Origin of the sequence: Bradyrhizobium sp., from assembly GCF_004799445.1 — a bacterium.
Classification (GTDB): Bacteria; Pseudomonadota; Alphaproteobacteria; order Rhizobiales; family Xanthobacteraceae; genus Bradyrhizobium.
Map to the genome: position 1 here is coordinate 1 of NZ_SSNA01000062.1, position 13961 is coordinate 13961.

A 13961-nucleotide genomic window follows, 5' to 3' on the forward strand; every position below is an offset into this window, starting at 1 on the left:
TGTAGGTCATTGGCATCTTTGACACATGCCAACTTTTGAGAATGTCCCCTAATCGGGGGAGACCGAAAGTGGGCGGGCGCAACAGTACCTTCCGCATTGCACCATTGTTCCAAATCAATTCGTCGCTAGTCGCATAGGGATAGATTTGCTTTCGCTGGCAATCTTACAGATGCGCCGGTGCTTGAACGAATAAAGCAAATAAGGGAGGGGCCCATGACAACTGCTGGGCAAGCTTTTCTATTTGCCGGCGAAGTGTTTTGTCTCTCGTTCGCCATGATTGCATTGATCTATTTTGCTGACAGGTTGCGATCTGACTTCTTGGGGAAACCCTAAAAACGAGCCCTCAAGAGGCGGAGCTATCTGCAGCACGTCGAGCGCGATGCGGGGATCGGTGGCGTCATGCTCGCGACCTTAGTCATCGATTGATCTTCACAAGCGTTGGCTTCATGGATCCGCTATTCGTCGGAGAGATGACGAAGGCAGTGCTCGAGGCGGAGAACCAGGACGCGGCGCGGCGCACAGTTGGCAAGGTTCCATCTCCTACGTTCGCCGTACCCGAGAGCTTGCACGCATCGCTGATGGCTCGGCTCAACCGACTTGGTCCGGCTAAGGAGGTGGCGCAGATCGGCGCAGCGATCGCAAGCTTTGAACGCCTGCCGATGTCCGTTGTGGCACTAAAAGGACATGCCGAGGGACCTCGCCTTGGCGCGACTGCCCGACCAGGTCATGTCACCTAGGGCGGTTGATCCACATCAATCGCTGATGATCCGATTAATGCAAACATTTTGGTGGGTCTACTGAACGTGAATGTTCGGAGGCGAAGAAGTGCAGGGAGTTGGCCATGGCTCATACCCTGGTTCCCAGCGATCACGTAGAGACTGCATCGGTCTACGGTCGCGGCGATGAGAAAATCGGCACGATCGAGCGACTGATGCTTGAAAAGAAGAGCGGAACAGTTGCCTACGCGGTCGTGAGATGCGGCGGATTACTCAAAGGTGAGGTACGCCACTATCCGGTGCCTTGGGATTCGCTGAAGTACGATGTGGCGCGTAAGGCCTACACAACGAACCTAACGTTGGAAGAACTTCGGATCGGCCCATCGGAGCTTGACGGCGAGGCTTTCGACTGGGGCGACCGTTCCGCGGTCTATCGCCATCCGCAGTATTGGTCGGTGTAGAGCAGCCGACCTGCCGCGAGTATATGCTACCGCCGGTAAGAAGCTGGTCGTGGTGCAGGCGGCGGCCAAAATACAGCGAGCGCATAGATCACTTCTGCTTTTGGCACATCGCGTCGTTTCATTGCCTCACGGGAGTTTTGCCGCTATCGGGGGACGCGCCCTAGCTCAGCGGCACGCTCTGCGCATGCCTGAAGATGTTCTTCGGATCGAACTGTGCCTTGAGGTTCGTCAGCCGCGGCAGGTTACCGCCCCAATAGGCTTTGGCGTAGCCATCCCCGAGATCGAGATCGCAATAGTTCACGTAGCATCCACCGGAAACGAACGGCCGCATCGACGCATATAGCGTCCGCATCGCCACGATGTTGGCGGCCGAAGCGCTCGCACTGGGCCACTCCTTGACGTACTGGATCGAGTATCTGGTATTGCCCCGGTGCACGAAGGCCGTCGCGTCGGAAGCCACCTTGTTGATCGCGCCGCCATAGCTGTCGCATAGCGCCGCGATCGCCACCGGTGATTTCTGCAGGCCATCCAGCAAGGTCAGAATTCCCTGATCGGACATGGGATCGGTCACGTAATCGGATTTTCCCTTCATGAAAGCGGTGTCAGGACCGCCGCCGTTGAAGATGTTGGCCGCCTTGTCGAACGTCATCGTGCTGGTGCTTAGAGTCTCTGCCGGACCGGCCAGGGTCTGAAGGCGCTTCAGTTCGACCCTCAGCCTGGTTTCGGATGCGACCGACAGCCCGGCGACATGCAGGGTCATCAATCCCCCCTTCCCCTTTGTCAGGTGAAGCGTGCAGGTGATCGACGGCGACAAATCCTCCAGCCACTCCTGCCATGCCCGCACGATCTTCACCCCTTGCGCGACCGGCTTGTTCCAGGTGATCGCGAATTTGGCGACCATGTTGACGGCGCTGGTGCGAAAGTTGAAGTTCGTCACGACGCCGAAGCTGCCGTTGCCGCCGCCGCGCAGCGCCCAGAACAGATCGGGATTTTCCTGTTCGCTTACGTTGAGAATCTTGCCGGCAGCATCGATCACCTCCATCGACAGGATGCTGTCGCAGGCAAGGCCGAAGGGGCGCCCGAGCAGTCCAAAGCCGCCGCCCAGCGAATGGCCGGCGACCCCCACGGGAAAACAGGTTCCCGCCGGTATCGCCAGATCGCTGGGGGCGAGCTTGCCGTAAGCCGATCCGAGCGACGCGCCGGAGCCGATCGACACCGACTTCTTGTCGGCCGAGAGCTTGATCGCGGTCATGCCGCGAACATCGATCACCAGATCGGGACTCTGCGAAAACCCCTCATAAGAATGACCGCCCGAGCGGATGGCGAAGCCAATTCCGTTGTCGGTGGCCCAGCGGATCGTGGCGCCGACCGACGCGGCGCTGGCGGCGACCACCCGCACCTGCGGCGAGATTTGCGTCCGCGCGTTGTAGGATGTGTCGAAGCCTGTGGAAGCCTTGTCGCCATGACGCAGCAGCTTGTCTTTTTTCGGATCGAGCGACGCCTGCAGCGCCGCGATCGGCAAACCCGTTGCAGCCTCGGCCTGACGGACCGAAAGCAGCGAACCGCCAACGATCAGGTACGCCGATAGACCACCCGAGCCCTTTAGGAAATCACGCCTTTCCATCTCGTTTCCTTCCCAACGCTATTCACATTGCAGTAGCGGCTGAAAAAACTGTGGCTGATGAAAGTCGGGCTTTTTGGCCTTCGGCAGGAACGAACTCCAATAGCTGCGGGGAGCGCGCCCGAGAATGGAATAGAAATTTCCTCTGACCGCGTTGGGATCGCCGTTCCAGCCGAGGGACTTGAGCGGAATCTTCAATTCCGCGCTCCACCCGCGCGGTACGACGGTCGCTGTGGACATCAGACCGAGATCGACGCCTTCCTGATGCAGGGTGCGACCGACGATCCTCACCTGAAAAGTTTGATTGAACGGCGATACTTCGAACTCAAAATACGGAAATCCGGTTTCCGAAAACGTCACGAACAACTCCACGACGTCAAACATATATGGATGTTGTTGAGGACCGAGACTCTTTCTGGCGTTCAGTGACGGCGACGACACCGAGTAGCCAACGGTCAGGATATCGTCCGCAAGCGCGGCTTTTGCCTGAACGGGCTGTTTGAGAACCGACCGCGCCGGCGTGACCAGCGACAGCTCACAGGCCAGCGCACCCGGAGCGGTCAGCAGGATCGCAACAACGAGAAGGAGCTTCATGCGACAAAGCTATCAGATGGTGACGACCGCACCATGCAACTTTTTATAGTCTGAACGGCCCGCACGCGCGCCGCCGGCGGCTTGAAATCGCAGTTGCTCGGTGGATTTGAAGCGCAGGCTGGGCGGTCGCCTAGCCTCCGTTGCCGTTCTCGGCTTCCTCGCCGATATGCTCGACCGACACCACGTGCTCGTCTTCGGCGGTGTCGAACACGATGACGCCCTGGGTCGAGCGGCCGGCGATCCGGATACCCTCGACCGGACAGCGGATCAGTTGGCCCTTGTCGGTCACCAGCATGATCTGGTCGGAGTCCTCGACCGGGAATGAAGCCACCAGCTTGCCGTTGCGGTTGTTGACGGACATCGCCACGATGCCCTTACCGCCGCGTCCGGTGGTGCGGTATTCGTAGGATGACGTGCGCTTGCCGTATCCGTTCACGGAAACCGTCAGCACCACCTGTTCCTGCGCCGACATCTCGACATAGCGCTCGGAACTGAGCTGGATGGCGCCGGTGGTTTCTTCCTCGGCTTCCACGGCCTCCTCGGCCGCGGCTTCGCCGGCCACGGCGCGGCGCATTTTCAGGTAGGCCGACCGCTCGTCCGAGGTCGCCTCGACATGGCGCAGGATCGCCAGCGAGATCAGCTTGTCGGCTTCGGGCAAGGCGATGCCGCGCACGCCCATCGAGGTGCGCCCGGAAAACACCCGGACATCGGTGACCGCGAAGCGGATGCACTGGCCGCCGGCGGCGGTCAACAGCACGTCGTCGCGCTCGGTGCAGATCTGCACGTCGACGATCGCCTCGTCGTCATCGAGCTTCATGGCAATGATGCCGGAACGCCGGACGTCAACGAAATCAGACAATTTGTTGCGGCGGACATTGCCGCCGGTGGTGGCGAACATCACGTCGAGATTGGCCCAGGAGGATTCATCCTCCGGCAGCGGCATGATGGTGGTGATGCGCTCGCCCTGCTCCAGCGGCAGGATGTTGATCATGGCCTTGCCGCGGGCGTTCGGCGCCGCCATCGGCAGCCGCCAGACCTTTTCCTTGTAGACTTGTCCGCGCGAGGAGAAGAACAGCACGGGGGTGTGGGTCGAGGCCACGAACAGACGGCTGACGAAATCCTCGTCGCGGGTCTGCATCCCCGCCCTGCCCTTGCCGCCGCGGCGCTGCGCGCGGTAGGCCGACAGCGGCACCCGCTTGACGTAGCCGGCATGCGAGACGGTGACGACCATGTCCTCGCGCTGGATCAGATCCTCGTCCTCGACCTCGTCTTCATGCTCGGCGATCACCGTCTTGCGCGGGGTTGCGAATTCGGATTTCACATCGGCGAGTTCGGTCTTGATGATGGCCTGAACGCGGGCGCGCGAACGCAGGATGTCGAGGTAATCGGCGATTTCGACCGCGAGCTTGTCGAGTTCCTGGGAGATTTCCTCGCGGCCGAGCGCCGTCAGGCGCGCCAGCCGCAGGTCGAGGATGGCCTTGGCCTGCTCGAACGACAGCCGCGCCGTGCCGTCGGGGGCAAGCGTGTGCCGGGGATCGTCGATCAGCGTGATCATCGCGGCGACGTCCTTGGCCGCCCAGTCGCGCGACATCAGGGTGTCGCGCGCGGTGTTGGGATCCGGCGAGGTGCGGATCACGTGGATGATCTCGTCGATATTGGCCACCGCGATCGCGAGGCCGACCAGGATATGGGCGCGGTCGCGCGCCTTGTTGAGCAGGAACTTGGTGCGGCGGGTCACCACCTGTTCACGGAAGGCGATGAACAGGGTGAGCAGGTCCTTCAGGTTCATCAGCTGCGGACGGCCGCCGTCGAGCGCCACCATGTTGGCGCCGAAATTGGTCTGCAGCGGAGTGAACTTGTAGAGCTGGTTCAGAACGACCTCGGGAACCGCGTCGCGCTTGAGCTCGACCACGACGCGGAAACCATCGCGGTCGGATTCATCGCGCAGATCGGAAATGCCCTCGATCTTCTTGTCGCGCACCAGTTCGGCGATGCGCTCGACCATGGTGGCCTTGTTCACCTGGTAGGGAATTTCGGAGATGATGATGGCTTCGCGGTCCTTGCGGATGGTGTCGATCGACACCTTGCCGCGCATCACGATGGAACCGCGGCCGAGGTGATAGGCGGCGCGGATGCCCTGGCGTCCGAGAATGATGCCGCCGGTGGGAAAATCCGGTCCGGGGATGATCTTGATCAGGTCGTCGATGCCGAGCGCGGGATCGTCGATCAGCGCGACGCAGGCGTCGATCACTTCGCCGAGATTGTGCGGCGGGATGTTGGTCGCCATGCCGACCGCGATGCCGCCGGCGCCATTGACCAGCAGGTTTGGAAATTTCGCCGGCAGCACCCGCGGTTCGCGGAAGGAACCGTCGTAGTTGTCCTGGTAATCGACGGTGTCCTTGTCGATGTCGTCGAGCAGCAGCTGCGCGATCTTGGTCAGGCGGGATTCGGTGTAACGCATCGCGGCGGCCATATCGCCGTCCACCGAGCCGAAATTGCCCTGCCCGTCGATCAACGGCACGCGCATGGAGAAGTCCTGCGCCATGCGCACCATCGCGTCGTAGACCGACTGGTCGCCGTGCGGATGGTATTTACCGATGACGTCGCCGACGGTGCGCGCCGACTTGCGGTACGGCTTGTTGAATTCGAAGCCGTTCTCGTACATCGCGAAGAGGATGCGGCGATGCACCGGCTTCAAACCGTCGCGCGCATCCGGCAACGCGCGCGCCACGATCACGCTCATGGCGTAATCGAGGTAGGAGCGTTTCATCTCGTCGAGAATGGATACGGGACGAATATCGGAAGGACCCGGCGGCTCTCCGGGCTTCGTATCTTCAAGGTCAGACAAGGGGGAAATCCGGTCAGTTCTGGTTACGAATCATATAGCGCATCGGGGCCGCCAAAACCACCCTTTTGCGGGGCCGCAGAGCGGTTTTTCCCTTCGTTTTTCCAGAGACTTAGGAGGCTGGGCGGATGCCTTCTTGCGATCGCGAAACCGCGCCGGGAACCAGTTCGGCAGCGCCGGTTCTCCAGCGCCGCATTGGGCCTGGAAATAGGCCTGCCAAAGAGAGGCCTAGGGGCCGAACACAACCGCATGCATGATCCGTCCCGGGAGCAGCGTGAACAGGCCCGCGATCACCAGGGCGCCGCAGAAGACCGAGATCATGATGCGGCGATGATCCGCGACCCGGTGCTGGTGCGCCCTCCATACCGCCAGCGGAACCGTGATCAGCACGAAGATCGAAAGCAGATGGATGGGACTCCACGGACCGACCAGCCGGATCTGATGAATCCAGAACGAACTGACGGCGACCGACAGCATCAGGCCGACCCAGATCCAGCCCAGCATGCGATGGGGCAAAGTCCCCTTGGGAGCGGCAAGCTGGACGACGCTGATTCCGAATGCGGCCATCGCCGCGACGGCATGGATGGGAATCGCCGGCGCGGCATCGAGCAACGGCGCGAGACCCATCAGCAGCGCCCCCAACTCGCCTTGTGGAGGTTGTGTTTTATAAGCGAATTCGGGTTCTTACGAGCCCCTCTCAAGAATTGACTCCAGAACCGGAATCAAAACGGAATGTCATCGTCCATGTCGCTGTTGCGCGCGCCGGCCGCAACCGCGCGACGTGGCGCGGCACTCGACGGTCCGCTGGCGCCGAAATCGCCGGCCTGATCGTCGGACCCGAAACTGCCGCCGCCGGCACCAGCGCCGCTGCGACCATCGAGCATGGTCAGGTTCGAGTTGAACCCTTGCAGCACCACCTCGGTCGAATATTTCTCCACGCCGGCCTGGTCGGTCCATTTGCGCGTCTGCAACTGGCCCTCGATGTAAACCTTGGCGCCCTTCTTCAGATATTGCTCGGCGACCTTGCAAAGACCTTCATTGAAAATGACGACGCGATGCCACTCGGTCTTCTCCTTGCGCTCGCCGGTGGCCTTGTCACGCCAGCTTTCCGAGGTGGCCACGCTGAGATTGGCGATCGGCCGCCCATCCTGCGTGCGCCGGATTTCGGGATCCTTGCCGAGATTTCCGACCAGAATCACCTTGTTCACGCTACCTGCCATCGCCGCTCTCCACTCTCGTCATCACTGGGACTGGTCCAACCCCAAGCCATCGGCTCAAGGTCCCGGTGACCGCATTGGTCACTTTTGGGACTACCTTGCGCCGACCCTATACGCTCGCCCGCGCCGCAAGCTCCGGGATCGGCGGTTATCCACATATAGCATTTCATCCCGGAATGTTCCAGTTTTGTTCCTGGAAAAGAGTACCGGTGGGATCGTGGCCGCGAGCGGTATCGTTTGCCGGGCTGACCTTCATTCCAAGACCGCGAAAGAGGTTCCCGCGGCCTCCAGAAAAACCTTACAATTCATCCACTTCCAGAAATCCCACTTGGCCCCAGAGTGTTGCATTTCGGAGACGGCTTTTGTTCCCCACTGCCGTTATGGTTGATTCTGAAACCTGATCGCAGGGCGATCGCAGGTGGGGCAAAACGCTTCGACGTCATACGAAGCGAACAAGAGGCCGGAGAGAACGGGATGAAGAGGTTCTTGCTGGGTGTCGTTGGTGTGGTGGCGATGGGTATCGCCGCGCCCGCGCTTGCTGCCGATCTTCCGGCGCAGACCTATAGCAAGGCGCCGGTGATGATTCCGGCCGCGTATGATTGGAGCGGCGTTTACGTCGGCATCAACGGTGGCTGGGGTAGCGAGCGTCGCTGCTTCGATTCGGTTACGGCTGCGGGCATCTTCATTGCGGCCGACGGATGCCATACCACCTCAGGCGCCGTCGCCGGTGGTCAAATCGGTTATCGCTTCCAAACCGGCTCCTGGGTGTATGGTCTGGAATTCCAGGGTGATTGGGCCAATCTCAGCGGCAGCAATGTCAGCGTCCTTAATCCCCCCACCGTCAATCGGTCGCGGATGGATGCGTTCGGTCTGTTTACCGGACAGATTGGTTACTCCTGGAATACCGCCCTGCTCTATCTGAAGGGCGGCGCGGCCGTCGTCGCCGATCGCAATGATCTGCTCACTGGCGGCGTCGTCGTTGCAACGTCATCGGGCGACAATCGCTGGGGCGGCACGGTCGGAACCGGACTCGAATTCAGCTTTGCGCCGAACTGGTCGGCAGCGCTTGAATACGACCATCTGTTCATCGCCAATAACAACACCAACTTCACCACTCTCGCCAACGCTACGTTGGTGAGTTCCGACCGCATTCGCGGCGATGCCGATCTCGTCACGGTCCGCGTCAACTATCGCTGGGGCGGCCCGGTGGTCGCGAAATACTGATCGCGGTCCGAGCGTCTCGACTTAGCTAAAGAAGGCCGGCTTCGCGCCGGCCTTTTTGCTGGCGTCGATACGGCGCTACTGCCTGCTGCCGCCATTGCAACCTGGTTCCGCAACAAACCGTTGACGGTTTGCACGGAGCACTGGAAATCCTCTCTCGTTCTTCCTATGTTCCGAGCGAACCCATTGGCGTCCGATCCCGGTATTCCCGGCGATGCGCGCGTCCTTAAAGCCGCGCGCCCGACGCGCCTGGAAATATCGCTATGGATGAAGTGATCAGGGCGAAGCGCCAACACAACAGCCAGCGCGCGATCACCATTCGCGGCGCGCGCGAACACAATCTGAAGAACATCGACGTCGAAATCCCGCGCGACAAGCTCGTGGTGTTCACGGGGTTGTCGGGCTCGGGCAAATCGTCGCTCGCCTTCGACACCATCTACGCCGAGGGACAGCGGCGCTACGTGGAATCGCTGTCGGCCTATGCGCGCCAGTTCCTGGAGATGATGCAGAAGCCCGACGTCGACCAGATCGACGGCCTGTCGCCGGCGATCTCGATCGAGCAGAAGACCACCTCGAAGAATCCGCGTTCGACCGTCGGCACCGTCACCGAGATCTACGACTACATGCGGTTGTTGTGGGCGCGGGTCGGCGTGCCCTATTCGCCCGCCACCGGCCTGCCGATCGAAAGCCAGATCGTCTCGCAAATGGTCGACCGCGTGCTGGCGCTGCCCGAAGGCACCAGGCTTTATCTCCTGGCGCCGGTGGTGCGCGGCCGCAAGGGTGAATACAGGAAGGAACTCGCCGAATATCTCAAGAAGGGGTTCCAGCGGGTCAAGATCGACGGCACGTTCTATGAGCTCGCCGACGCGCCTACCCTCGACAAGAAATTCCCGCACGACATCGACGTCGTGGTCGACCGCATCGTGGTGCGGCCGGACATCAGCCAGCGGCTGGCGGAAAGTTTTGAAACCGCGCTGAAGCTCGCCGAAGGGCTCGCGGTGATCGAATATGCGGATGCGCCTGCCAGCGCCGACTCCGCCTCAGTTACCTCCCCCCTTGCGGGGGAGGTCGGCGCGAAGCGCCGGGAGGGGGGTAAGCCACGCGCACAGGCGTCCGGGGCCACCCCCCTCCCCGACCCTCCCCCGCAAGGGGGGAGGGAGCAGAGCGAGCCAGCGACAAAGAAAGTCGCCAAAATCCACGACAAGAGCGGGCCGGAGCGGATCCTGTTCTCGGAGAAATTCGCCTGCCCGGTGTCCGGTTTCACCATTCCGGAAATCGAGCCCCGGCTGTTCTCCTTCAACAACCCCTACGGCGCCTGCCCGGCCTGCGGCGGCCTCGGCATCGAGCAGCATATCGACGAGGACCTCGTCATTCCCGACAAGGAGCTGAGCCTGCGCAAGGGCGCGATCGCGCCATGGGCCAAATCATCCTCGCCCTATTACATCCAGACGCTGACCGCGCTCGGCAAATTCTACAAGTTCACGCTCGATACCAAGTGGAAGGACCTGCCGAAGAAGACGCAAAATGCGCTGCTCCATGGATCGGGAGACGACGAGATCAAGTTCTCCTACGAGGACGGTGTGCGCTCCTACGACACCAAGAAACCGTTCGAGGGCGTCATCACCAATCTCGACCGCCGCTATCGCGAGACCGAGAGCGAGTGGGCGCGCGAGGAACTCGGCAAGTATTTTTCCGACATTCCCTGCGAAGCCTGCCACGGCTATCGCCTCAAGCCGGAGGCGCTGTGCGTCAAGATCGGCGGCAAGCATATCGGCGAAATCTCCGAGCTGTCGGTGCGCCGCGCCGGCGAATGGTTCGAGACCGTGCCGAAGGCGCTCAACGCGCAGCAGAACGAGATTGCCGCCCGCGTGCTGAAGGAAATCCGCGAGCGGCTGACGTTCCTGCTCGATGTCGGCCTCAATTACCTGACCCTGGCGCGCGCCTCGGGCACCCTGTCGGGCGGCGAGAGCCAACGCATCCGGCTGGCCTCGCAGATCGGCTCGGGGCTGACCGGCGTTCTTTATGTGCTGGACGAACCCTCGATCGGCCTGCACCAGCGCGATAATGCGCGGCTATTGGAAACCCTGAAGCGGCTGCGCGACTTGGGCAATACCGTGATCGTGGTCGAGCACGACGAGGACGCGATTCGCTTAGCTGATTATGTGCTCGACATCGGCCCCGGCGCCGGCACCCATGGCGGCCACATCGTCGCCCAGGGCACGCCGGCCGACATCATGCGCAACCCGAATTCGCTGACCGGAAAATACCTCACCGGCGAATTGTCGGTGGAAATCCCCGAGCGCCGGCCGCCGAACCATCGCCGCACCATCAAGGTCGTCAACGCCCGCGGCAATAACCTGAAGAACGTCTCGGCGGAGATTCCGCTGGGACTGTTCACCTGCGTCACCGGCGTCTCCGGCGGTGGCAAGTCGACGCTGCTGATCGATACCCTTTACAAAGCCATCGCGCGAAAACTCAACAACGCCAGCGAAGGCGCCGCCCCGCATGACCGCATCGAGGGGCTGGAGCATATCGACAAGATCATCGACATCGACCAGTCGCCGATCGGCCGCACCCCGCGCTCGAATCCGGCGACCTATACCGGGGCGTTCACCCCGATCCGCGAATGGTTCGCCGGTCTCCCCGAGGCCAAGGCGCGCGGCTACGAGCCCGGGCGGTTCTCCTTCAACGTCAAGGGCGGCCGCTGCGAGGCCTGCGAGGGCGACGGCGTTCTCAAGATCGAGATGCACTTTCTGCCCGACGTCTACGTCACCTGCGACGTCTGCAAGGGCAAGCGCTACAACCGCGAGACGCTGGAGGTGCTGTTCAAGGGCAAGTCGATCGCCGACGTGCTCGACATGACGGTCGAGGAAGCCGCCGAATTCTTCAAGGCGGTGCCACGGGTGCGCGAAACCTTTAAAACCTTGCATCGCGTCGGGCTGGATTACATCCATGTCGGTCAGCAGGCCACCACGCTGTCGGGCGGCGAGGCCCAGCGCGTCAAGCTGGCCAAAGAACTGTCGAAGCGCGCCACCGGGCGCACGCTCTACATCCTGGACGAGCCGACCACGGGATTGCATTTCCACGACGTCAAGAAGCTGCTCGAGGTGCTGCACGAACTGGTATCGCAGGGAAATACCGTCGTCGTGATCGAGCACAATCTCGAGGTGATCAAGACCGCCGACTGGGTGATCGACCTCGGCCCCGAAGGCGGCGACGGCGGCGGCGAAATCGTCGCCTGGGGCCCGCCGGAGGACATCGTCAAGGCGCCGCGCAGCTATACGGGGAAATTCCTGGCGCCGGTGCTGGCGAAGGCGGACGGCGGCAGGAAGAAGCGTGGGGCGAGCGAGGCGGCGGAGTGAGCTATGAAGGAGTGGAGATTTGTTTGCTCCAGTCATGAAGCGCTAACTCGCCTTCTCCATCGCCTTCCGCTCCGGCCGCAACCCCGTCCTCACCCGCGACATCACCCTCGCCCGCCCCCACCGGTCAGACTCATGCCACCCCACCGGCTGGCGAGCCGGCGCAAGGCCCGTCGGCGAGCGAGGCTGCCGATCGCGCGGTGGCATTCGACCAATGCGTCAATATTCTCGATCCGCTGCGGCAGATTTCGGCGAGCCAGGCAGTCGATCTGGACCGGCTCAGGCTGATGAAGGAATACGCCCAGGATGCGCACGAACATCGCCAGGCCTTCCGGTCGTTCTGGCTGCAGGCGGCCCAACTGGTTCTTTTGAATCTGTTGCTGCCGCTGCTGACCGCTTTATTGGGCTATATCTTCGGCTCCCGCGAACATTAGCGCGACCCGCGCGCTCGCGTCATCCTGCCCCGGGGCCCATCATCAATAGCCGGGTATTCGGATACGCCATCAACATTCGCCAATGCGAGACCGTGAGAACCGCCCGGCGACCGTTAGCGTCGGCGGCGTCGGGAGGCGGCCATTGGGTTTTTACTGAACCGATCCGATGTGTGATCGAGTTCACAGACCCGACCGGGAATCGCCGGTAACGTTAAGCGGTTAGGTTGACCTGCGACAAATTTGCCGCCCGGTGAACCGTCGCGATCGAAATCGTGACTAATGGGAATGACAGGGAACGGACGGTGCTGACGTGACGACGTACGAGGCCATGACAACAGCTCAAGGGACAAAAATCCACGATCGGGACCAGCCGGCTCCGCGATCATCCCTGACGGATCACGCGCTGCTGACGTTCTATATTGTTGTCGTCGCCGTTTCCATGGGCGGATGGCTTTGGTTTTTGGGCTCGGTGTCCTGGCGTCTCGCCAGCTGGGCCATGCACTGACCGTCAGCCGGTTCGCAGGGCTACAGAACCGCATGCCGCCTCTTCTCTCGACGCACGCATAAACTGCAATACGCATGCAACTCGTCCTCCTGCGCTCGGGCGATCTCCATCAATTGGCTATCACCGCCTCCACAAACCCCGCCGGATCGCCGCAGAACTCGCACATCACCTTGAAGTGATCCGTCTGCTCGACGGTCACCGGCTCCAGGCCATATTTCGTCAGCCGCAGCAGGCGTGCGTTGGGATAGGCCATCAGGATCGGCGAGTGGGTGGCCATGACGACCTGGCAGATGGTCGACTGCTCCATCCGATGCATCAGCTTCAGAAATTCCATCTGGCGCGCCGGCGACAGCGCGGATTCCGGTTCGTCGAAGATGAAGATGCCCTGCCGCTGGCAGCGCTCCTCGAAGAAGCGCAGGAAGCCTTCGCCGTGGGAATGGGAGAGGAAGTCCGGGGGCGGCGGGCCGGGCGTTCCGCGGGCGGCCTCATCCAGATATCTCGCGACGGAGAAAAAACTCTCCGCGCGAAAGAACCAGCCGTTGGTGATCTTCGGCAGCCAGCTCGCGCGAAGCGCCTTCGAAAGCTCACCGCCCATTACTTCAAGCGCGTTGGAATGATCGACCGGGCGATAGCCCTTGCCGCCGCCGGCCTCGTCATACCCGGCGAGCACCGCTATTCCCTCGAGCAGCGTGGACTTCCCGGTGCCGTTTTCGCCGACGATGATGGTGATGGAGCGATCGAGGCTCAGCTCGAAATCATCCCCGAGAAAAGGCAGGCAGAACGGATAGGCCTTGCGATCGGCTATGCGCGACGGATCGAGCCAGAGCCGCCTCAGATACGGCGCCGGCATGTTGATGGTGCGATTTCGCCTTGAACTCATATTTCGCCCCCGCTCCACGTGACTGAAGCTCCCAGACAAGCCCTCGATAGAACATTACAGGAACATCGTTTGAATGGAAGTGATGTTTCGCCCAACGGGTCGACCGCG

General features: G+C 61.7%; 12 protein-coding genes. 6 read left to right on the forward strand and 6 right to left on the reverse strand.

Going from position 1 to position 13961, the window contains the following annotated elements; genetic code table 11:
* Positions 1-446 precede the first annotated feature (446 nt).
* The gene (locus tag E8A46_RS08435; RefSeq protein WP_291559383.1) at positions 447-737 is read left to right on the forward strand and encodes a hypothetical protein; all 291 of its coding nucleotides are present in this window, start codon (positions 447-449) and stop codon (positions 735-737) included.
* Positions 738-841: 104 nt separating this feature from the next.
* Positions 842-1177: a PRC-barrel domain-containing protein gene (locus E8A46_RS08440; RefSeq protein WP_291559385.1), complete on the forward strand. Its 336-nt coding sequence runs from the start codon at positions 842-844 to the stop codon at positions 1175-1177.
* Positions 1178-1337: 160 nt separating this feature from the next.
* Here E8A46_RS08440 and E8A46_RS08445 read toward each other — a convergent pair whose 3' ends face one another.
* The 5 genes from E8A46_RS08445 to E8A46_RS08465 all read right to left on the reverse strand — a co-directional run bounded on the left by E8A46_RS08445 (position 1338) and on the right by E8A46_RS08465 (position 7457).
* On the reverse strand, positions 1338-2801 hold the full coding sequence (locus E8A46_RS08445; RefSeq protein ID WP_291559387.1) for an FAD-binding protein: 1464 nt from the start codon (positions 2799-2801) through the stop codon (positions 1338-1340).
* Between the two features lie 18 nt (positions 2802-2819).
* Entirely contained in the window at positions 2820-3392 is a 573-nt protein-coding gene (locus E8A46_RS08450; RefSeq protein ID WP_291559389.1) for a carbohydrate-binding family 9-like protein, read from the reverse strand.
* 130 nt (positions 3393-3522) lie between these two features.
* A complete protein-coding gene (gyrA, locus tag E8A46_RS08455) occupies positions 3523-6240 on the reverse strand; it encodes a DNA gyrase subunit A (RefSeq protein WP_291559391.1) in 2718 nt (905 codons plus the stop codon).
* Positions 6241-6465: 225 nt separating this feature from the next.
* Positions 6466-6864 (reverse strand): DUF2306 domain-containing protein, encoded by a 399-nt coding sequence (locus tag E8A46_RS08460; protein WP_291559393.1) that lies wholly within the window; start codon positions 6862-6864, stop codon positions 6466-6468.
* 95 nt (positions 6865-6959) lie between these two features.
* The gene (locus E8A46_RS08465; protein ID WP_291559395.1) at positions 6960-7457 is read right to left on the reverse strand and encodes a single-stranded DNA-binding protein; all 498 of its coding nucleotides are present in this window, start codon (positions 7455-7457) and stop codon (positions 6960-6962) included.
* Between the two features lie 471 nt (positions 7458-7928).
* Between E8A46_RS08465 and E8A46_RS08470 the strand changes: the two genes are divergently transcribed.
* The 4 genes from E8A46_RS08470 (at position 7929) to E8A46_RS08485 (ending at position 12973) form a co-directional block, all read left to right on the forward strand.
* On the forward strand, positions 7929-8678 hold the full coding sequence (locus tag E8A46_RS08470) for an outer membrane beta-barrel protein (protein WP_291559397.1): 750 nt from the start codon (positions 7929-7931) through the stop codon (positions 8676-8678).
* A 260-nt stretch (positions 8679-8938) separates the two neighbouring features.
* On the forward strand, positions 8939-12037 hold the full coding sequence (uvrA, locus tag E8A46_RS08475) for an excinuclease ABC subunit UvrA (protein ID WP_291559399.1): 3099 nt from the start codon (positions 8939-8941) through the stop codon (positions 12035-12037).
* A 197-nt stretch (positions 12038-12234) separates the two neighbouring features.
* Positions 12235-12468, forward strand: coding sequence for a hypothetical protein (locus E8A46_RS08480; protein ID WP_291559401.1), 234 nt, complete (start codon positions 12235-12237; stop codon positions 12466-12468).
* 310 nt (positions 12469-12778) lie between these two features.
* Entirely contained in the window at positions 12779-12973 is a 195-nt protein-coding gene (locus tag E8A46_RS08485; RefSeq protein ID WP_291559403.1) for a hypothetical protein, read from the forward strand.
* 109 nt (positions 12974-13082) lie between these two features.
* On the opposite strand, the gene E8A46_RS08490 is transcribed toward E8A46_RS08485, so the two are convergent.
* On the reverse strand, positions 13083-13853 hold the full coding sequence (locus E8A46_RS08490) for an AAA family ATPase (RefSeq protein WP_291559405.1): 771 nt from the start codon (positions 13851-13853) through the stop codon (positions 13083-13085).
* Positions 13854-13961: the final 108 nt, after the last annotated feature.

What these genes read in the sequence shown, in the direction of transcription:
- E8A46_RS08435 (WP_291559383.1), top strand. Translation starts at nt 447, where the DNA reads ATGGATCCGCTATTCGTCGGAGAGATGACGAAGGCAGTGCTCGAGGCG.
- E8A46_RS08440 (WP_291559385.1), top strand. Translation starts at nt 842, where the DNA reads ATGGCTCATACCCTGGTTCCCAGCGATCACGTAGAGACTGCATCGGTC.
- E8A46_RS08445 (WP_291559387.1), bottom strand. Translation starts at nt 2,801, where the DNA reads ATGGAAAGGCGTGATTTCCTAAAGGGCTCGGGTGGTCTATCGGCGTAC.
- E8A46_RS08450 (WP_291559389.1), bottom strand. Translation starts at nt 3,392, where the DNA reads ATGAAGCTCCTTCTCGTTGTTGCGATCCTGCTGACCGCTCCGGGTGCG.
- E8A46_RS08460 (WP_291559393.1), bottom strand. Translation starts at nt 6,864, where the DNA reads ATGGGTCTCGCGCCGTTGCTCGATGCCGCGCCGGCGATTCCCATCCAT.
- E8A46_RS08465 (WP_291559395.1), bottom strand. Translation starts at nt 7,457, where the DNA reads ATGGCAGGTAGCGTGAACAAGGTGATTCTGGTCGGAAATCTCGGCAAG.
- E8A46_RS08470 (WP_291559397.1), top strand. Translation starts at nt 7,929, where the DNA reads ATGAAGAGGTTCTTGCTGGGTGTCGTTGGTGTGGTGGCGATGGGTATC.
- uvrA (WP_291559399.1), top strand. Translation starts at nt 8,939, where the DNA reads ATGGATGAAGTGATCAGGGCGAAGCGCCAACACAACAGCCAGCGCGCG.
- E8A46_RS08490 (WP_291559405.1), bottom strand. Translation starts at nt 13,853, where the DNA reads ATGAGTTCAAGGCGAAATCGCACCATCAACATGCCGGCGCCGTATCTG.